The 18,622-nt window shown below is 65.6% G+C and carries 15 protein-coding genes and 2 pseudogenes; 12 read left to right on the top strand and 5 right to left on the bottom strand.

Annotation, left to right across the window (positions count from 1 at the left end; genetic code table 11):
- Positions 1–27 precede the first annotated feature (27 nt).
- From lipA to purU, 4 genes and pseudogenes are all read left to right on the top strand, one after another.
- A pseudogene (gene lipA / locus B1A87_RS21440) lies at positions 28–1,024 on the top strand (lipoyl synthase).
- Positions 1,025–1,062: 38 nt separating this feature from the next.
- A complete protein-coding gene (locus B1A87_RS21435; protein WP_078026855.1) occupies positions 1,063–1,896 on the top strand; it encodes a methylenetetrahydrofolate reductase in 834 nt (277 codons plus the stop codon).
- Positions 1,886–3,358: a D-serine/D-alanine/glycine transporter gene (cycA, locus tag B1A87_RS21430; RefSeq protein WP_078026856.1), complete on the top strand. Its 1,473-nt coding sequence runs from the start codon at positions 1,886–1,888 to the stop codon at positions 3,356–3,358. Before B1A87_RS21435 ends, cycA begins: the two co-directional genes overlap by 11 nt.
- A gap of 98 nt (positions 3,359–3,456) precedes the next feature.
- The gene (purU, locus tag B1A87_RS21425) at positions 3,457–4,320 is read left to right on the top strand and encodes a formyltetrahydrofolate deformylase (RefSeq protein ID WP_260681124.1); all 864 of its coding nucleotides are present in this window, start codon (positions 3,457–3,459) and stop codon (positions 4,318–4,320) included.
- 294 nt (positions 4,321–4,614) lie between these two features.
- Here purU and B1A87_RS21420 read toward each other — a convergent pair whose 3' ends face one another.
- Entirely contained in the window at positions 4,615–5,010 is a 396-nt protein-coding gene (locus B1A87_RS21420) for a type II toxin-antitoxin system VapC family toxin (RefSeq protein WP_078026859.1), read from the bottom strand.
- Positions 5,011–5,056: 46 nt separating this feature from the next.
- Positions 5,057–5,640, bottom strand: a pseudogene (locus B1A87_RS21415) (molybdenum cofactor biosysynthesis protein).
- A 303-nt stretch (positions 5,641–5,943) separates the two neighbouring features.
- Here B1A87_RS21415 and B1A87_RS21410 point away from each other — a divergent pair.
- On the top strand, positions 5,944–6,861 hold the full coding sequence (locus B1A87_RS21410; protein ID WP_078026861.1) for a DUF817 domain-containing protein: 918 nt from the start codon (positions 5,944–5,946) through the stop codon (positions 6,859–6,861).
- Positions 6,862–6,930: 69 nt separating this feature from the next.
- On the opposite strand, the gene B1A87_RS21405 is transcribed toward B1A87_RS21410, so the two are convergent.
- The 3 genes from B1A87_RS21405 to B1A87_RS21395 all read right to left on the bottom strand — a co-directional run bounded on the left by B1A87_RS21405 (position 6,931) and on the right by B1A87_RS21395 (position 9,761).
- Positions 6,931–7,155 carry a hypothetical protein gene (locus B1A87_RS21405; RefSeq protein WP_078026862.1) on the bottom strand — a complete coding sequence of 75 codons (225 nt, stop codon included), beginning with the start codon at positions 7,153–7,155 and terminating at the stop codon, positions 6,931–6,933.
- 287 nt (positions 7,156–7,442) lie between these two features.
- Positions 7,443–8,693: an Nramp family divalent metal transporter gene (locus B1A87_RS21400; RefSeq protein ID WP_144275941.1), complete on the bottom strand. Its 1,251-nt coding sequence runs from the start codon at positions 8,691–8,693 to the stop codon at positions 7,443–7,445.
- Positions 8,694–8,837: 144 nt separating this feature from the next.
- Positions 8,838–9,761 carry an AraC family transcriptional regulator gene (locus tag B1A87_RS21395; protein WP_260681104.1) on the bottom strand — a complete coding sequence of 308 codons (924 nt, stop codon included), beginning with the start codon at positions 9,759–9,761 and terminating at the stop codon, positions 8,838–8,840.
- A gap of 273 nt (positions 9,762–10,034) precedes the next feature.
- Between B1A87_RS21395 and B1A87_RS21390 the strand changes: the two genes are divergently transcribed.
- The 7 genes from B1A87_RS21390 (at position 10,035) to B1A87_RS21360 (ending at position 18,606) form a co-directional block, all read left to right on the top strand.
- Complete coding sequence (locus B1A87_RS21390) at positions 10,035–11,384, top strand: sugar ABC transporter substrate-binding protein (RefSeq protein WP_078026864.1); 1,350 nt, start codon at positions 10,035–10,037, stop codon at positions 11,382–11,384.
- 64 nt (positions 11,385–11,448) lie between these two features.
- Positions 11,449–12,417 (top strand): carbohydrate ABC transporter permease, encoded by a 969-nt coding sequence (locus B1A87_RS21385; protein ID WP_078026865.1) that lies wholly within the window; start codon positions 11,449–11,451, stop codon positions 12,415–12,417.
- A complete protein-coding gene (locus tag B1A87_RS21380) occupies positions 12,414–13,349 on the top strand; it encodes a carbohydrate ABC transporter permease (RefSeq protein WP_078026866.1) in 936 nt (311 codons plus the stop codon). The genes B1A87_RS21385 and B1A87_RS21380 overlap by 4 nt, the downstream gene beginning before the upstream one ends.
- A gap of 38 nt (positions 13,350–13,387) precedes the next feature.
- Positions 13,388–14,449: an NAD(P)-dependent alcohol dehydrogenase gene (locus tag B1A87_RS21375; RefSeq protein ID WP_078026867.1), complete on the top strand. Its 1,062-nt coding sequence runs from the start codon at positions 13,388–13,390 to the stop codon at positions 14,447–14,449.
- Positions 14,450–14,492: 43 nt separating this feature from the next.
- Entirely contained in the window at positions 14,493–15,497 is a 1,005-nt protein-coding gene (locus B1A87_RS21370; RefSeq protein ID WP_078026868.1) for a carbohydrate kinase, read from the top strand.
- A gap of 4 nt (positions 15,498–15,501) precedes the next feature.
- A complete protein-coding gene (locus B1A87_RS21365; protein WP_078026869.1) occupies positions 15,502–16,980 on the top strand; it encodes a mannitol dehydrogenase family protein in 1,479 nt (492 codons plus the stop codon).
- A 177-nt stretch (positions 16,981–17,157) separates the two neighbouring features.
- Positions 17,158–18,606, top strand: coding sequence for a GntP family permease (locus B1A87_RS21360; RefSeq protein WP_078026870.1), 1,449 nt, complete (start codon positions 17,158–17,160; stop codon positions 18,604–18,606).
- Positions 18,607–18,622 lie beyond the last annotated feature (16 nt).

Raw genomic sequence — 18,622 nt, 5'->3', positions numbered from 1 at the left:
CGGCGCACGCACTAAGGAAAGAGAACAATGACACTGGCACCAGAAGGCCGGAAGATGCTGCGCATTGAGCAGCGCAATGCGGCCACCCCGGTGGAGCGCAAGCCGGAATGGATCAAGGCCAAGGTCCAGATGGGCCCGGAGTTCGTCCAGCTCAAGAACCTCGTGAAGAAGGAGGGCCTCCACACCGTGTGTGAGGAGGCCGGCTGCCCGAACATCTTCGAGTGCTGGGAAGACAAGGAAGCCACCTTCCTGATCGGCGGCTCCGAATGCACCCGGCGCTGCGATTTCTGCCAGATCGACACCGGCAAGCCCTCCCCGGTGGACGTCTTCGAACCCACCAAGGTGGCCCGCTCGGTCCAGGCCATGCAGCTGCGCTACGCCACCGTGACCGGCGTGGCCCGTGACGACCTCGAAGACGAGGGCGTCTGGCTCTACGCCGAAACGGTCCGCAAGATCCACGAGCTCCGGCGTCGAACTGCTGATCCCGGACTTCTCCGGCAAGCCCGAGCACATCGAGGCGATCTGCGATTCCAAGCCCGAGGTCTTCGCCCACAACGTCGAGACCGTGCCGCGGATCTTCAAGCGGATCCGCCCCGCGTTCCGCTACGACCGGTCCCTGGACGTCATCACCCAGGGCCGGAACCTGGGCATGGTGACCAAGTCCAACCTGATCCTGGGCATGGGCGAGACCCGCGAGGAAATCTCCGAGGCGCTCCGGGACCTGCACGAGGCCGGCTGTGACCTGATCACCATCACCCAGTACCTGCGCCCGTCCGAACGCCACCTCCCGGTGGACCGCTGGGTCAAGCCGCAGGAATTCGTGGACCTGCAGCAGCAAGCGGACGAGATCGGCTTCCTCGGCGTCATGTCCGGCCCGCTGGTCCGCTCCTCGTACCGGGCCGGCCGGCTCTGGGCCACCGCGATGCGCAAGAAGGGCTGGGACATCCCGGCCGAACTCGCGCACATCGAAAGCTCCGGCAGCACCCGCCAGGAAGCCAGCTCACTGCTCGCGGCCTCGGCCTGACTTTCCAGACCCACCCTGATGTTCAGAGAGGACCAAAGATGTTCCCCGTCAGAATAGAAATCATCCCCTCGGAAGGAATCGTTGAGCAGGTCGAGGCCCTGGTGCCCCTGACCACCACGCTCACCGTGACGTGCCTGCCCCATCACGGCATCGAGCGGACCATGCGCACGGCCGTCCAGCTGAGCGTGCTCGGCTACCAAGTGATCCCGCATCTCGCGGCGCGGAGCCTGCACAGCCGTGCCGACCTCACCGGAATCCTGCGCGACTGCGACGTTGCCGGCATCGGCGAAGTGTTCGTGATCGGCGGAGACCGGAAGCAGCCGGCAGGCCCGTACGAGTCCGCCCTTCCGGTGCTGGAAGACATCGCGCAGTACTCCGGCGGAATGATGCGGGCAGGCGTCGCGGGCTACCCGGAGGGTCACCCTTCCGTTGGCCCCGTGGACATGCTGGATGCCCTGCTGGCGAAGCAGCACCTGGCTTCGCACGTCGTCACGCAGATGTGCTTCTCCGCACCGAAAATACTCGACTACACGGCGCTCCTGCGCCGCGAAGGCGTCCGGCTGCCCGTCTGGGCGGGCGTGGCCGGGTCCGTTCCGCGGACCAAGCTGGTCTCCCTAGCGACGCAGATCGGCGTCGGAAGTTCCCTCAGGTTCCTTAGCCGCAAAGGCCCGCTGGCCCGCAAACTCCTGAGCGGCGACCGCTACTCGCCAGAGGGCCTCGTGTCCGGACTGGAAAGCCAGCCGGGCAGCGTCGCGGGCATCCATCTCTACAGCTTCAACAGCCTTGATTCGGTTCCCGGCGCCCCGGGTCAGGCGGCAACATCATCAGCACTCCAGCAAGCATTGATTCGAGGAGCAGCACGTGACAACTGAAACCGTAACTTCCCAGCAAACGCCGCATCTTGAGCGGCAGCTCAGCAACCGGCACATCCAGCTGATCGCCATTGGCGGCGCCATCGGCACCGGCCTCTTCATGGGCTCGGGCAAAACCATCTCCGCGGCAGGGCCCTCGGTCATCTTCGTCTACATGATCATCGGCTTCATGCTGTTCTTCGTCATGCGGGCCATGGGCGAACTGCTGCTGAGCAACCTGAACTACAAGTCCTTCAGCGATTTCGCGGCGGACCTCCTGGGCCCCTGGGCCGGCTTCTTCACGGGCTGGACCTACTGGTTCTGCTGGGTGATCACGGGCATCGCGGACGTCATCGCCATCGCCGGCTATTCGAAGGAACTCTGGCCGGGGCTTCCGCTCTGGATCCCGGGCCTGGCCACCGTGGCCATCCTGCTGCTCCTGAATCTCACCACGGTGAAGGCGTTCGGCGAGACGGAGTTCTGGTTCGCGCTGATCAAGATCATCGCCATCGCGGCACTGATCGTGGTGGGCCTGTTCATGATTTTCAGCGGGTTCCAGTCCGACGCCGGCCCTGCCACCTTCACGAACCTGTGGAGCCACGGCGGTTTCTTCCCGAACGAGTTCATGGGATTCGTGGCCGGCTTCCAGATTGCAGTCTTCGCCTTTGTGGGCATTGAACTGGTGGGCACCACGGCCGCAGAGGCCAAGGACCCGGAGAAGAACCTGCCCAAGGCCATCAACTCCATCCCCATCCGTGTGCTGCTCTTTTACGTGGGCGCCCTCATCATTCTGATGTCCGTCACGCCCTGGACCCAGTTCCAGGCCGGCCACAGCCCGTTCATCGCCATGTTCTCCTTGGCAGGCCTGGGTGCCGCCGCCACGGTGGTGAACCTGGTGGTGCTCAGCTCGGCCATGTCCTCGGCCAACTCCGGCATCTACTCCACGTCCCGCATGGTGTACGGGCTGGCCCAGGAGGGTGACGCTCCGTCCGTTTTCAGCGCGCTGTCGCGCCGCAAGGTCCCGCAGAATGCCCTGTTCCTGTCCTGCGTCCTCCTGCTCTCCGGCGTGGTGCTGATGTACGCGGGGCAGGACATCGGCAAGGCCTTCGACATGGTGACCACCGTGTCCGCCGTCTGCTTCGTGTTCGTGTGGTCCATCATTCTGGCCAGCTACATTTCCTTCCGCCGGCGCCGCCCGCACCTGCACGAGGCGTCGAAGTACCAGATGCCGGGCGGCGTCCCCATGGTCTGGGTGGTCTTCGCGTTCTTCGCCTTCGTGCTGTGGACGCTGACCACACAGCCGGACACCCTGACGGCGCTGCTGGTCACGCCGGTGTGGTTCATCCTGCTCGGCGCCGCCTGGCTGGTGCTGCGCCGGCGCCCGGCGCACCTGGCCCGCTACGCGACGTTCCAGGCCGAACTCACCGAGGATCTGGCGCAGGAGTCAGCCGCCGCGCGGGAATTTGGATCGGTGAAGAAATGACCACTGCACAGATGGGCACCGCACCGTTGCACGCGGCACAGACACTGAACGGCCCCGTCAGGACGGCGGAGGAGCCTGCAGCCGGGGTCGAACATGTCATGACGGTCGACTGTGCGGAGTCTCCGGGCATCGTTCACGCTGTCTCCGGTTTCCTACTCAACCATGGCTGCGACATCATCGACATCAAGCAGTACAGGGACAAGGGCGAAGGCCACTTCTTCATGCGCGTGCACTTTTCCTCAGCGCAGGAGTCCCCGGCACACGAGTCCCCAGCGCAGGAGTCCTTCACGGAAGAGCTGCGCCGGGACTTCACGCCGGTGGCGGAGCAGTGGCAGATGAACTGGCAGCTGGAACCGCACGGCCGCAAACGCCGCGTCCTGGTGATGGTGTCCAAAATGGGCCACTGCCTCAATGACCTGCTCTTCAGGGCAGGCACGGGCGACATCCCGGTGGAGATCGTCGCCGTGGTGTCCAACCACCGCGAGCAGGAGGCGTTGATGCAATGGCACGGCATCCCGTTCTTCCACCTCCCGGTCACCAAAGACACCAAGCCCGACGCCGAAGCCCGGCTCCTCGAACTCGTTGATGAATTCGACGTGGAACTCGTGGTGCTGGCCCGCTATATGCAGGTCCTGAGTGACGACCTATCGGCCAAGCTGGCAGGGCGGACCATCAACATCCACCACTCGTTCCTGCCCAGCTTCAAGGGCGCCAAGCCCTACCACCAGGCCTACGAACGCGGCGTAAAAACCGTGGGCGCCACCGCGCACTACGTCAACGCCGAGCTCGATGAGGGCCCGATCATTTCGCAGCAGGTCATCGACGTGGACCACACGTACGCCGCCGATGACCTGGTCGCGGTGGGCCGGGACGCCGAATGCGCCGCCCTCCGCAACGCCGTCCGCTGGCACTGCGAGGGCAGGATCCTGCTGCTCGGCAACCGCACCGTCATATTGCGATAGGGCGGTTCCATCCGGGTCCGCGAGTCCGGACCCGGATGGAACCCGAGTGAACGTCGAAGGTTCCACCGGGAGGATTATGTGCGGGCCGAGAACGACGCGTAGCGGGAAATCCCGCCGGACGTCGAACCGGGAAAGGACCGACGCGCGGCTGCGCCGGGAAACCTGGGCGGTCACTTTCACGGCCCTTGCCCTCATGGCAGTCATCGTTTGGCAGTCGATGTCCTACTGACCTGACTGGCCAGCCCGGGCGGCTGCTCCCGGGCGTCGCCGACACCGGCGCTCACCGCCCACGGATCAGTACAGCGCTTCGATCGGTGCCACCGCGACCAGATCGCGGGCCGCCAGCGCGAGCTTCCCGTCCAGGGTGACCAGGGCTTCGGCCTGCAGCTGGGTCAGGGCGACGTACTCGGCGTCGAGGGTGTCCGGCCAGCCGAGCTGGTCAGCCACTTTCCAGGCGGTGCCCTGAAGAACGCGGTCGCCGAGCAGGCGGATGCGCAGGGCCCGCACATAGTTGAGCTGCCGGGCGGCATCCGCCTTCGATAGCTCGCCGCGCCGTACCGCCTGGTAGAGGAGCGACAGGACCTGGGAGCGGAGAAGCGTCGGGGCCACCAGCTGGCACCCGTCGCCGGTGGCGGTCTGGTCCTGCGCGAGCCGCAGGGCTGTGTTCGGGGTGATCACATACCGAGTCATGGACCCATTTTCGCCCACGCCTGACTACGCAGGCCCTACGGCTGCCCTACGGCAGCCGGGACGGCCGCAGCAGCGTGGGCTCGCCCGCACGCTCTGGGTCGAGCAGTACGGGGCTGATCCTGTCTCTTATACACATCTAGATGTGTATAAGAGACATGCCGTCCGAAAGCGGCTGGCAGCGCACGCCGCCCCGCCCGCGCATGGCCTTGTGCGCCCGGGGCCAGCATCTGTCTCTTATACACATCTAGATGTGTATAAGAGACAGGCCTTCAGCCGCACCATGCTCCCGCGCGATTCCAGCTCGAAGTCCTGGCCAATCAGCGGAGCCAGGTGGGCGCCCCTGAGGACCACATTGCGCCGGGTCAGGAGGGGGTCGAAGGGCGCTGCGCCCAGCTCCGCGGCCATGGCTTCGAGCGCCTCAACCGCGAACAAGGTGACGGCAGCATCCATGTGCGCGGCCTTGCCGAAGAACCGGTCACCGACGATGCCCTTGCCCGCCACCAGCTGGACCCGGTCGGCATCGGCCGTGGGGACGTCCGCCGCACCCTCGCGGGCGCGGCCAAAGTAGGCGTGTTCCGGCGACACTAGGAGGTGCAGCACTTCGACGTCGTACCTGTAGCTAGCCGTCATGCCACCAAACTATCCCCATCGCAGGGGCCGGCACACCACCGGGCTCGCGGCGCTCGCCTTGCCCGCCGGTGGTTCTCGGTCGCCGCACCGACCAAAATTGCCGGCGCTGCGGGATTGCCCTCCAGCAGACGACGGCGGGAGGTCCCGGCGTCGTTCCCTCTCTCCCACCCCTGACCGCCTTCGGGACGGGCTTTGGGCTACCGTGGATTGCGCGCCATTGCGCCGGGTCGGCCGCACCAAGCGGCCGCCGGCGGTGGTGCAGGGAAAACACATTGCCACTCGTGGCGGGGGAACGGGGTACCAATGCGCAGCTTCACGTCCGTAGAGAACCGCATCGACGAGCGTGCGCACCGGCTGCTCGACAACGCCCCGGCCAGCGGCATCCGTGCGCGGCTCATGGAGTTCGCCGTCTTCGGCCTCAAGCAGGCCTGGGCCTGCATCTTCGGCGCCGCGCTCCTCGCCGTGATCTTCGCGGCGCGGCTCTGGTATCCGGACGCCGCCGCACTGGCCCGGAACGATTTCCTGACCCTCGCTGCCGTCGTGATCCAGATCCTGATGGTGGCCACCCGGTTGGAAACCGTGCGGGAGCTCAGGGTGATTGTCCTCTTCCACCTGGTGGGGACGGTGATGGAGCTGTTCAAGACCGACGTCGGGTCGTGGACGTACGAGGCCGAGGGTTTCCTGCGGATCGGGGCGGTGCCGCTCTTCAGCGGCTTCATGTACGCGGCCGTGGGTTCGTATATGGTGCGCGTGTACCGGCTCTTCGACCTGCGCTTCGCGGCATATCCGCGGCGGTGGATCACGGCGATCGTGGCCGCCGGCATTTACGCGAACTTCTTCACCCACCACTACGTCGCCGACGCCCGTTGGGTCCTGCTGGCCGCCGTCGTGGTGATCTTCGGCCGGTGCGTGATGCACTTCCGGGTGTTCCGCCGCCGGTTCCGGATGCCGCTGGTCCTGGCGTTCCTGCTGGTGGCGCTGTTCATCTGGATTGCCGAGAACATCGCCACCTGGTCAGGGGCGTGGCTTTATCCGAACCAGCTGAACGGCTGGCACATGGTCTCGCCCGACAAGCTGGTTTCGTGGTTCCTGCTAATGATCATCTCGGTGGTGCTGGTGGCCTGGGTCTACAAGCCGGAGCCGCCGGAGGCTTCCGGGGAGGCCGAGGGTACAGAGGCCGGCGCGGCACCGGCCGTCCCGGCGGCCACCGCGGAAGGCTAGGCGACGACGGCGGGAGGTCCCGCCGTCGTCCGTTCCCGCCTGCCGTTCTTACCTGAGTTGCGGTTGTCTTTAGGCCGGCTGCTCGCGCCGTTCGTGTGTCTGTCCGTAGGGGACATCGCGGCTTACAGCGACGGTGTAGCTGGTGTATCCGTGCTGCGTAACGAGGATGCCGTGGCGGGATTCCTTCATGGCTTGTTGGCGGACGATCTCTACGGCGGCGTTCAGGTCGTTTTCGACGGTGTCGGGGTCGTGGGCGGTGATTTCCAGGACGACGTCCGAGTGGCGCTTGATCATCGTGGTCTCTTTCTCGTCGGGATGTGCCGGGCTCTCAGCGGCAGAGGCTTCCGGGGCCGGGCGTACCCGGAGAGGCGGAAAGCGGTGGTTCGAGAGGGGTTGCCCGGCATTCTCTGATGGGGCGGGGGTGGCCGGCCGTGGTGTCTGGCGGGCTGGATCGGCGGAGGGAATCTCCTGCGGATCTGTAGCCAGTGTGGATGATCAGCGGGCCCCGGCGCAATACAAAGTCGGAAAAAGTCGGCCGTGGCAGTGCCGTGCGCCAGCCGGCGCGGTTGCACCGAAAGGGGTCAGGCCTGGCCGGTTAGGGTCAGGGTGATCAGCACGCAGTTCAGTCCGACGATGAGCGTGGCGCTGGTCCAGCCGGCGATCTTCAGCGGCTTGGAGTCGGTGTGGATGCCCATGACTTCGCGCTTTCCGGTGAGCCGGATCAGCGGGATCAGGGCGAAGGGGATGCCGAAGCTGAGCAGGACCTGGCTCAGGACCAGGGCGAGCGTCGGTTCGATGCCGGCGCCCAGGATGATGAGCGCAGGGATCAAGGTGACGACGCGCCGGGTGAGCAGCGGCACGCGGATCTTCAGCAGACCGCCCATGATGGTGGCGCCCGCGTAGCAGCCCACCGATGTGGAGGCCAGCCCCGAGGCCAGCAGCCCGATCGCGAACACGATGCCGATGGCCGGGCCGAGCGCCGACGGGACGGCGGCGTGGGCGCCGGCGATGGTGTCCGTTCCCTCGATGCCGCGCAGGCTGGACGCGGCCAGCAGCAGCATCGAAATGTTGACGACGCCAGCCAGCAGCAGGGCTCCGACGACATCGAAGCGGGTGGCCCGGATCAGCCGCGTCCGCACGGCCGGGTCTTCGGAGAAGCCGTGTCGGTCCCGCGCCAGGGCAGAGTGCAGGTAGATCGCATGTGGCATCACCGTCGCGCCGAGCATGCTGGCGGCCAGCAGGACCGTGTCGGTCCCCTCGAACCGGGGCAGCAGCCCGCCAAGGGCGCTTCCGGCATCGGGCGGGTTGACGAACAAGCCGGACACGAACCCGACGGCGATGACGCCGAGCAGGATCAGGATGGCGTACTCAAACGACCTCTGGCCCCGGGCTGTCTGCAGGATCAGCAGCAGCATGGAGGCCAGCCCGATGATGAACCCGCCCGCCAGCAGGGGGAGCCCGAAGAGCAGGTTCAGGGCCACGGCGCCGCCGATGACTTCGGCCATGTCCGTGGCACCGGCAACGATCTCGGCCTGGGCCCAGTACAGCCGCCGGCGCCGGGTCCCCAGGCGCTTTCCCATGATCTCCGGAAGGCTCAAGCCGGTGGCGAGGCCCAGCTTCGCCGACTGGTACTGCACCAGCACGGCCATGGCGTTCGCCACCACCAGCACCCAGACCAGCAGGTAGCCGTAGCTGGCTCCGGCGGTGAGGTTGGCGGCGACGTTCCCGGGGTCCACGTAGGCGATGGCGGCGACAAACGCCGGGCCGAGCAGCAGCAGCCGGGACCAGACCCGGGTGGCTGCCGGGCGTACCTGAAGTGTCGTTGTGGCCATCATCGGTCCTCGTCATCGGGGCATGCTGATAGGACGAGGATAACGCGAATTTAGGGATACCGAAAAGTAGCGTTTCGGACGGGCAACATCTCCTAGACGCCGCTCGGCACTGTGCTGAGCGGAACGTCGAGCTGGCCGAGCAGGTCAGCCCTGCAGGCGTTGGCGGTAGTGCCGCGGGGTTTCGCCGGTGTCGTTAAGGAAGTGCCTGTTGAAGTTGGACAGGTTGGAGAAGCCCACTTCGTAGCAAATGTCCGAGATGGCCTTGTCCGTCCGTTCCAGCAGGCGCCGCGCGTGGGCCAGGCGGAGTTTGCGCACCAGGTCGCTGAAGTTTTGCCCGGTGGCGCGTTTGAAGTACTTCGAAAACGTCGGCTCGGGCATGCCCACCAGGGCCGCCGCCTCGGACATTTTGACCGTCCCGGCGTGATTGGTGAACACGTACTCAAGGACGATGTCCACGACGGCGGCCGCCTGCCCGTCCAACTGCGGCCTGAACCATTCGTCGGCCAGATAGCGCCGCTCCTCCTGCGGTGCGCGGGTGAGGATCGCGAACAACTTAAAGAGATGGTGAAGCCGCTCCAGTCCCGTCGATGTGCCCATGGCTTCGATGGAAGCGGCAGCGTTCTCGGCGGAGCGGCCAAGGAACTCGATCCCGCGTGCGGACTGCTCCAGGAGTGGATTGACCTGAGCCAATTCGGGAACAATCGAGGCAGCCTGCAGGACCCACTTGCCGTCGAACTGGATAACGGCATCGCGGCCCTCAAGGACCCCGCCGGGCTCGAGGTCGCTGACCCAGTCGTGGGGAAGCCCCGACCCCACGATGGACACATGCCCGGCCTCGAACGTTCCTATGTGGTCTCCGACGATGAATTTGCCGGTGCCTTTCCGGATCAGGTGGATCTCGTATTCGGGATGGTAGTTCCAGCGCGCCAGCGGACTGGGGTAGTCATGCTCATGCCACCGGACTGACTGGTTCGGATCCGCCGGGATTACCTCCCTGTTGGCGCGCATGCCCAGCAGCCGCTCGGCAAGCCTCGCCGACGCGCCATCGTGCGGATCTGATGTAACCACAGCCGTACTCCTGCATCCCGGGTCATGAAATCTGGACATCACCGATGGTGATTTCTCCCAGAGTACCGCCTGGGCGGACGGCGGGCCGGGAAAATTAGTATCAGAAATTGGCAAGCAGGGCGCTAGTTGTGGGGCAGCGCACAAGCCTAATCTTGAGGAACATCAGCGCGGCACTCGGAAATTCCGATCAAAAGCCCCGCTCCAGTCCGGTACTTCGACACAGCAGTCGACGTGCAGTGGCTGCGCACCCCATGAAGAACGAAGGAGTCCTTAATGCGCCCGAAAATACGTGCAGCCTCACTGGCGGCCGGCGCCCTGTGTATCGCACTTTCTGCCTCTGCCTGCTCCGGTGCCGGCGGCGGCACGGCGGCAGGTGACCAGAACAGCATCAATGTCCTGATGGTGAACAACCCGCAGATGGAAGACCTGCAGAGGCTCACGGCGGACAATTTCACCAAGGACACCGGGATCAAGGTGAACTACACGGTCCTGCCGGAGAACGATGTCCGTGCCAAGATCAGCCAGGAGTTCTCCAGCCAGGCCGGCCAGTACGACGTCGCGTCCCTGTCCAACTACGAGATTCCCTTTTACTCCGCGAACAACTGGCTGGCGCCGCTGGACAATGTGGCCAAGGACCCGGAGTTCAACCAGGCGGACATTCTTCCGGCCTACACGGCGTCGCTGACCGGAAAGGACGGCAAACTCTACGGCGAACCGTTCTACGGAGAGTCCTCCTTCCTCATGTACCGCAAGGACATCTTCGATGCCAAGGGCCTGACCATGCCGGAGAAGCCCACCTGGGACCAGGTGGCCGATCTTGCTGCCAAGGCCGATGGCGCGGCTCCGGGCATGAAGGGCATCTGCCTGCGCGGCCAGCCCGGCTGGGGCCAGGTCTTTGCGCCGCTCACCACCGTGGTCAACACCTTCGGCGGCACCTGGTTCGACAAGGACTGGAACGCGAAGGTCAATGCCCCAGAATTCACCGAGGCGACCGAGTTCTACACCAAGCTGGTGCGGGAGCACGGTGAAGCCGGCGCCGCCCAGGCGGGGTTCACCGAATGCCTGAACAACATGAGCCAGAGCAAGGTCGCCATGTGGTACGACGCCACCTCGGCCGCCGGCGCCCTGGAGGCCGCAAGCTCCCCAGTCAAGGGAAAGATCGGCTACGCCCAGGCTCCGGTGAAGAAGACCGATTCTTCCGGCTGGCTGTGGACCTGGTCCTGGGGCGTGCAGGCAGCATCGAAGAAGCAGGACGCTGCCGGGAAGTTCATTGCCTGGGCCAGCTCGAAGAAGTACGAGGAACTGGTCGCCTCCAAGCTCGGCTGGGCCAAGGTTCCGTCCGGCAAGCGCATCTCCACCTACGAGAACGCCGAGTTCCAGAAGGCCGCGCCGTTCTTCAAGGCCGAACGCTCCGCCATTGAAAACGCCGATCCCAAGAACCCCGGCGTCCAGGAACGCCCGGTGGTGGGCATCCAGTTCGTCGGCATCCCCGAGTTCGCCGACCTTGGCACCACGGTCTCCCAAGGTGTCAGCTCCGCCATCGCAGGGCAGGGCTCTGTAGCCGACGCCTTGGCCAAGGGCCAAGACGCCGCACAAAAAATCGGCGACAAGTACAAGAAGTAACAACCCACACCAACCGGTTCCGTGGCCCGCCCTGGGCGGGCCACGGAACCGCAGGAGACCAAACATGACTACCGCAACAGCGCGCATCTCCCGCCCCGGGACCAGCGCAACCAAACCTTCCAAGAACGCCAGGGCCCGTGAACGTGCTCTGGCCTGGGCCCGGCGTGCGCCGTTGCTGCCGGCCCTGATCTTCCTCATCATCGTCACCCAGCTTCCGTTCGTGGTGACGCTGATCATTTCGTTCCTGAACTGGAACAGCCTCCGCCCCGACCAGACCGGCTTCGCCGGCTTGGAGAACTACATCCAGGTCCTCACCAACGCCGACCTGCGCCAGGCCATCTTCACTACGATCATCCTCACCGTCTCCGTCGTCCTGGCCAGCCTGGTCATCGGCCTCGGACTGGCCCTGCTGCTGGACAAGAAGTTCATCGGCCGTGGCCTGGCCCGGACCCTACTGATCGCGCCGTTCCTCGTGGTCCCCGTGGCCGCGGCACTGATCTGGAAGCACGCCCTCCTGAACCCCACTTACGGCCTGATCAACGGCACCCTGACCTGGATCTGGTCCCTCTTCGGCAGCAACACCCCGCCGCAGCCGGACCTGCTGTCCCAGGCGCCGCTGATGGCGGTCATTGTCTCGCTCGTCTGGCAGTGGACGCCGTTCATGATGCTCATCCTGCTCGCGGGCCTGCAGTCCCGGCCCATGGACACCGTCGAAGCGGCCCAAATGGACGGCGCAACGCCGTGGGACATCTTCCGCCACCTCACACTGCCGCACCTGCGCCAGTACCTGGAACTGGGCGGACTGCTCGGAGCCATCTACATCGTGCAGAACTTCGACGCCGTCTTCACCCTCACCTCAGGTGGGCTGGGCACCGCCAACCTGCCCTACGCCATCTACCAGACGTTCTACTTCGCCAACGAATACGGCCTGGCATCAGCCGCCGGCGTCGTCGTCGTCATCGGCACCATCGTCGTGGCGACCTTCGCCCTCCGCACCGTTTTCTCGCTCTTCAAGAAGGAGGCAGCACGATGAGCACCCTCACCCCTGCCGCACCCCAGAACTCCGTCCCCGGCCCGACCGCCCTCAACAGCGGATCACGGCGCAGTAGATTCGGAAAGTTCGGCGGCAAGTCCCGGATGGACCCCACCCGGAACAACACCGCCGCCGGCATCGCGGCCTGGCTGCTGGCCCTGCTGTTCGCCGCCCCGGTCCTGTGGATGATCCTGACCTCGTTCCACTCCGAAAACGATGCAGCCACCAACCCGCCCTCCCTCGCGGCGAACCTCACCCTGGACGCCTACAAGGAGTTCTTCGGCGCCAGCTCAGGCGTCAGCCCGTGGCCGCCGCTGATCAACTCCGCCACCGCCTCCATCCTCTCCACCGTGCTGGTGCTGGTATTGGCCATCCCGGCCGCTTACGCCCTCTCGATCCGGCCGGTGAAGAAGTGGACCGACGTCATGTTCTTCTTCCTCTCCACCAAGATGATGCCGGTGGTCGCCGCCATCCTGCCCCTCTACCTTTTCGCGAAGACCACCGGCGCCCTGGACAACATCTGGTTCCTGATCCTGATGTACACCTCCATGAACCTGCCCATCGCAGTCTGGATGATGAGGTCATTCCTTGCCGAAGTGCCGGTGGAAATGCTCGAAGCAGCCCAGATCGACGGCGCAAACCTGCTGCTGACCCTGCGCAAGGTCATTGCCCCGGTGGCGATGCCCGGCATCGCGGCCACCGCGTTGATCTGCTTCATCTTCAGCTGGAACGAACTGCTGCTGGCCCGGGTCCTCACCGGGGTGGTGGCCGGCACCGCTCCGGTCTTCCTGACCGGCTTCGTCTCCAGCCAGGGCCTGTTCCTCGCGAAAGTCTGCGCGGCCGCCGTCGTCATTTCCCTGCCGGTGCTGTTTGCCGGCTTCGCAGCCCAGGACAAGCTCGTCCAAGGCCTCTCCCTCGGCGCCGTCAAGTAACCGGCCATCCCCACTTCGATTCTTAGAGGATTACTTCGATGACAACATCAACCGCACAGTCTCCAGCCCTCGGGCGCCCGGAAGTACCGGCCACGATGCGTGCCTCCGTCCTGAAGAGCCAGGGCGACATGGCCATGGAAACCCTGTCCGTCCCGCAGCTTGAGGCCGACCAGGTCCTGGTGCAGGTCGCCGCCGTCGGCGTCTGCGGCAGCGACGTCCACTACTACGAACACGGCAGGATCGGCGACTATGTCGTGGACCATCCGCTGATCCTCGGCCACGAACTCTCCGGCCGCATCGCCGCCGTCGGAAGCGCCGTTGACCCCGCCCGGATCGGCCAGCGGGTCGCTGTCGAACCCCAGCGTCCCTGCCGCACGTGCAAGCAGTGCAAAGCCGGACGGTACAACCTCTGCCCGGACATCGAGTTCTATGCCACCCCGCCGATCGACGGGGCCTTCGCCGAATACGTGACCATCCAGAGCGACTTCGCCTACGACATCCCGGACAGCGTCAGCGACGAGGCAGCAGCCCTGATCGAACCGCTCTCCGTCGGACTCTGGGCCTGCGAACGCGCCGAAATCAAGCCCGGCAGCCGCGTCCTGATCGCTGGAGCCGGCCCCATCGGGATCATCGCGGCCCAGGCCGCCAGGGCCTTCGGTGCAACGGAAATCTACGTCACGGACATCGCCGAAGACAGGCTGGCCTTCGCGCTCGAGCACGGTGCAACCCACGCGCTCAATGCCAGGACGGACAGCGTCGAAGGGCTCGACGTCGATGCGTTCATCGACGCTTCCGGCGCGCCGCAGGCTGTCCGCTCCGGCATCAAGGCCGTCGGCCCCGCCGGCAGGGTCATCCTGGTAGGGCTCGGGGCGGACGACGTCGAACTCCCCGTCTCCTACATCCAGAACCGGGAGATCTGGCTCTCCGGCGTCTTCCGTTACACCAACACCTGGCCGCTGGCCATCCAGCTGATCGCCGACGGAAAAGTGGACCTGGACATCCTGGTCACCGGCAAGTTCACGTTGGCCGAATCAGAGGCGGCGCTCAACGCCGGCAAACAGCCCGGGCAGCTCAAGGCCGTCGTCTACCCGGGCCGCTAGGCTCCTCGTCCTGACCCACGAAGAACACTGCAAGGAAGCAGCCATGCGCGAAAACGAAACCACAACAGCCTCCTTTTCCGCTTTGGGGGACGCCAGTGTCACCGTCATCGGCGAGTCCCTCGTCGACGTCATCAGCGATCCGCGCCAGATGGCGCGCACCGAGGAACATCCCGGCGGGAGCCCCCTCAACGTGGCCGTGGGGGCGGCACGCCTGGACCTGCCGACGACCCTGGTGACTCACTACGACGACGACCGGCACGGGCTCATGGTCGAAGAGCACCTGCTTTCCAACCGCGTCACCGTGGTCAGGGGCGGCAGCGCGCCCACGTCAACGGCAACCGCCATGCTCAGTCCGGAGGGGGCGGCCACCTACGCCTTCGACATCACCTGGGACATCAACGGGGCATCGCTGCCTGCCCTCGCCGCCGTCGAGGCTTCCACCCACGTCCACACGGGATCGATCGCCGCCGTGTTCCCGCCAGGCGATCAGGCCACCCTTGTCCTCGTCGAGGCCGCCCGGGAGCACGCGACCGTCAGTTACGACCCCAACTGCCGGCCGGGGATCAGCCCCGATGTGGCCGCGGCACGCACACAGTCCGAACTCTTCGTGGCAGCCAGCGACCTTGTCAAAGCCAGCGATGAAGACCTGGCCTGGCTCTACCCGCACCGCACCCCGGAGGAAACTCTGCAAGCCTGGCTGGAAATGGGCCCGGCCATCGTGGCCCTGACGCGGGGAGCGGACGGGCCCGTCATCCTCACCCGCCACAGCCGGGCGGAAATGACCGCCGAACCAGTCACCGTGGCAGATACCGTGGGCGCCGGCGACTCCTTCATGGCCGCCCTCATCTCCGGCCTGGCTCAGCTGGGAGCGCTCGGGGCGGAAGGAAAACCACGGCTGCAAGCCCTGGCCTCGGATGAACTCCACGCCCTCGCTGCCTACGCCAACCGTGCCGCGGGGATCACCTGCTCGCGCCCGGGCGCCAATCCGCCCCACGCGGCGGAACTCGGCCCGCTGCACGTCCCGTCACAGGCTGCCCGGGAGCACTGACGCCATGCCAACCCTCAACAGCACCACCGTTACCGCCGTCCCGGCCTCCCTGGCCACGCCCCGATACGACCGTTCCGCCCTGACCGCCGGCATCGTCCACTTCGGCGTGGGCGGATTCCATCGCGCGCATCAGGCCATGTACCTCGACAGGCTGATGAACACCGGCCGCGCCCTCGACTGGGCCATCTGCGGCGTCGGCGTCCTGCCCTCCGATGCCCGCATGAAGCAGGTGATGGACAACCAGGACTGCCTGTACACCCTCGTGGTGAAAAACCCCGATGGAACCCGGGAAGGGCGGGTCATCGGCTCGATCGTAGAATACCTCTTCGCCCCCGACGACCCCGAAGCCGTCATCGAAAAGATGGCATCGGCGGAAATCCGGATCGTCTCCCTCACCGTCACTGAGGGCGGCTACAACTTCCACCACGTCACCGGCGACTTCAAGGCCGACAACCCCGACATGCTGCATGACCTCCAGCCCGGCGCCGCGCCGCGGACGACCTTCGGTCTCGTCACGGAAGCACTCGCCCGGCGGCGGCAACGCGGGCTTGCGCCCTTCACCGTGATGTCCTGCGACAACATCCAGGGCAACGGAGACGTCGCCCGCACCATGTTCACCGCGTTCGCGAACCTCAAGGACCCTGAGCTGGGCGCCTGGGTGGCAGCAAACGTCCCTTTCCCCAACAGCATGGTGGACCGGATCACCCCGGTCACCACGGACGCCGACCGCGCCGCCATCGCCGGTGAATTTGGGTTCGACGACGGCTGGCCGGTGGTGTGCGAGCCGTTCGAGCAGTGGGTGCTTGAAGACCATTTCAGCCTCGGCCGGCCTCCGTTCGAAGATGCCCGCGTCCAGCTCGTGAAGGACGTCGAACCTTACGAGCTGATGAAGCTGCGGCTGCTCAACGCCAGCCACCAGGGCATGTGCTACTTCGGCTACCTCGCCGGCTACCGCTACGCCCACGAGGTCGCACAGGACGCACTGTTCGCGCAGTTCCTGCTCGACTACATGGACAACGAGGCCACCCCAACGCTTCAGCCCGTCCCCGGTATTGACCTCGAATCCTACAAACGGACCCTGATCGAGCGGTTCTCCAACGAATACGTGCAGGACACCCTGGCGCGGCTGTGCGCCGAAAGCTCCGACCGGATCCCCAAATGGCTACTCCCGGTCATCCGCATCAACCTCGACCAGGGCGGCCCGATTCACCGCTCCGCGGCGATCGTCGCCAGCTGGGCCCGCTATGACGAAGGCACCGACGAACAGGGAAGCCCGATCGACGTCGTCGACCGGCTCAAGGAACCACTGATGGAAGCCGCCGCGCGGCAGCGCGAGGAGCCACTGGCGTTCATCGCCAACCGGGAGGTCTTCGGCGACCTGATGGACAACGAACGCTTCGTCGCCGCCTACGCCTTGGCCTTGAAGGACCTTCATGCAAGGGGAGCGCGGGCTGCACTGGAATCCTTGAGGTCCCGTTCCTAGGAATCCAGAGCCGCCCCGGACGGCAGGCGGGAGAACGTCACAGTCAAAGTCGTATCGTCGAATGTCTTGCATTATGAGTTGAATCCCATAATATGGGTTTAGCGATGTGGCCTTCCTCACGGTGCACATCTGTTCCCAAGCCTTCAATGTGGAAGGCCCAACGATCGGATTCCCCTCATGTCAGACATAGCTGTCCTGATCAATACGGCCGTGGCGGTCATAGCCGCCGTCGTCCTGATCGTCCGTTTCAGAGTCAATCCCGTCATCGCCCTCGTCATCGGTTCGGTCTACCTGGGCCTCGCCGCCGGACTCGGCGTGGAAAAAACAGTCAAGACCATCACGTCCGGTTTCGGCGAGATCATGGTGGACGTGGGCCTGCTCATCGCCTTCGGTGTGCTGATGGGGTCCATCCTCAATCAGAGCGGCGCAATCCGGCGCCTGGTGGAGCATCTGCTCAGTACCTTCGGCCCCAAGCGCCTGCCCTACACCATGGGCCTGGCCCTCGGAACGGTCCTCCAATCCATTTTCCTGGACGTGCTGCTGGTCATCTCGGCCCCGTTGGCCCGCAAGCTGGCACCGAAGATCGGCAAACTTGGCACGGCCCGCATGGCAACCGCCATGGCCATCGCCCTCGAATGCGGCATCGTCTTCACGGTCCCCGGCGTCGCTTCCCTCGCCCTGGCGGGGCTCCTCAATGTGCCGCTTGGAAAAATGCTGCTGTTCGGCCTGCTCCTGGTCATCCCCACCATCATCATCTCCATCGCCATCATGACGTTCCTCTTCCGCCGCGGCTTCTGGAACGAAGCGAAGGACGAGGACCACACCTTCGTCGAGGAGGAGGATCGTGAGGGCGAGGAGGAAGAGTACGACGGCGGGACGCTGCCTTCCGCTTCGGCGGCACCTGGCGGAAACCCCGGTTCCGACGGTTCTGCCGCCCGGCCGGCCGGTGCCGCTGTTGCCGTGGCCGAACACGAACGGAAGCAGGCGCCGCTGATTCTGCTTTTCGCCCCGCTCCTGACCTCGCTGCTCCTCATCGGAGCCGGCGCCATCCTGCAGATCCTGAAGATTGACATGCCCTGGCTGCAGCTCCTCGGCGAGCCCGTCATCGCCCTGCTGATCGGCCTGATCGGCACCTGCCTCGTCGCCCGCTCCGCCATCGGCCAGAAACGCGTCGAGCAGGCCATCACCGTGGGCTTCAAGGAAAGCGGACAGATCCTGATCCTCACCGGCGTGGGCGGGTCCCTCGCCGCAACCGTCGCCGCAGCGGGCCTCGGCAACATCCTGGGCGGATTCTTCTCCGCGAGCACCGTTGCCCCGCTCCTGGTGGTCTGGGCCATCGCGGCCGTGCTGCACATCGCCGTCGGCTCCGTCACCCTGTCCGCCATCACCGCGGCCGGGCTGCTCGCTCCGATTGCTCCGGCCATCGGGCTGGATCCCGTGCTCCTGGCCCTTTCCGCCGGCGCCGGATCCCTGTTCATGGTCCACGTCACCAGCAATACCTTCTGGCTCCTGCAGTCGCTGCTGGGGCAGAGTGTGAGGGGAGCGCTGAAATCGGTGACTGTCGGGGTATCGGTGGCATCCGTCGTCGCGATCCTGCTGATCCTGCCCATGAGCCTGCTGTTCTGACCGGACCGCGAGCATC

This window comes from Arthrobacter sp. KBS0703 (genome assembly GCF_002008315.2).
Classification (GTDB): domain Bacteria; phylum Actinomycetota; class Actinomycetes; order Actinomycetales; family Micrococcaceae; genus Arthrobacter.
Note: the sequence above shows the minus strand (reverse complement) of the source record. Positions and strands in the feature narration are given on the sequence as shown.

Coding starts and splice junctions, on each gene's coding strand:
- B1A87_RS21435 (WP_078026855.1), top strand. CDS start 1,063: ATGTTCCCCGTCAGAATAGAAATCATCCCCTCGGAAGGAATCGTTGAG.
- purU (WP_260681124.1), top strand. CDS start 3,457: ATGACGGTCGACTGTGCGGAGTCTCCGGGCATCGTTCACGCTGTCTCC.
- B1A87_RS21420 (WP_078026859.1), bottom strand. CDS start 5,010: ATGACTCGGTATGTGATCACCCCGAACACAGCCCTGCGGCTCGCGCAG.
- B1A87_RS21410 (WP_078026861.1), top strand. CDS start 5,944: ATGCGCAGCTTCACGTCCGTAGAGAACCGCATCGACGAGCGTGCGCAC.
- B1A87_RS21405 (WP_078026862.1), bottom strand. CDS start 7,155: ATGATCAAGCGCCACTCGGACGTCGTCCTGGAAATCACCGCCCACGAC.
- B1A87_RS21400 (WP_144275941.1), bottom strand. CDS start 8,693: ATGGCCACAACGACACTTCAGGTACGCCCGGCAGCCACCCGGGTCTGG.
- B1A87_RS21390 (WP_078026864.1), top strand. CDS start 10,035: ATGCGCCCGAAAATACGTGCAGCCTCACTGGCGGCCGGCGCCCTGTGT.
- B1A87_RS21385 (WP_078026865.1), top strand. CDS start 11,449: ATGACTACCGCAACAGCGCGCATCTCCCGCCCCGGGACCAGCGCAACC.
- B1A87_RS21380 (WP_078026866.1), top strand. CDS start 12,414: ATGAGCACCCTCACCCCTGCCGCACCCCAGAACTCCGTCCCCGGCCCG.
- B1A87_RS21375 (WP_078026867.1), top strand. CDS start 13,388: ATGACAACATCAACCGCACAGTCTCCAGCCCTCGGGCGCCCGGAAGTA.
- B1A87_RS21370 (WP_078026868.1), top strand. CDS start 14,493: ATGCGCGAAAACGAAACCACAACAGCCTCCTTTTCCGCTTTGGGGGAC.
- B1A87_RS21365 (WP_078026869.1), top strand. CDS start 15,502: ATGCCAACCCTCAACAGCACCACCGTTACCGCCGTCCCGGCCTCCCTG.
- B1A87_RS21360 (WP_078026870.1), top strand. CDS start 17,158: ATGTCAGACATAGCTGTCCTGATCAATACGGCCGTGGCGGTCATAGCC.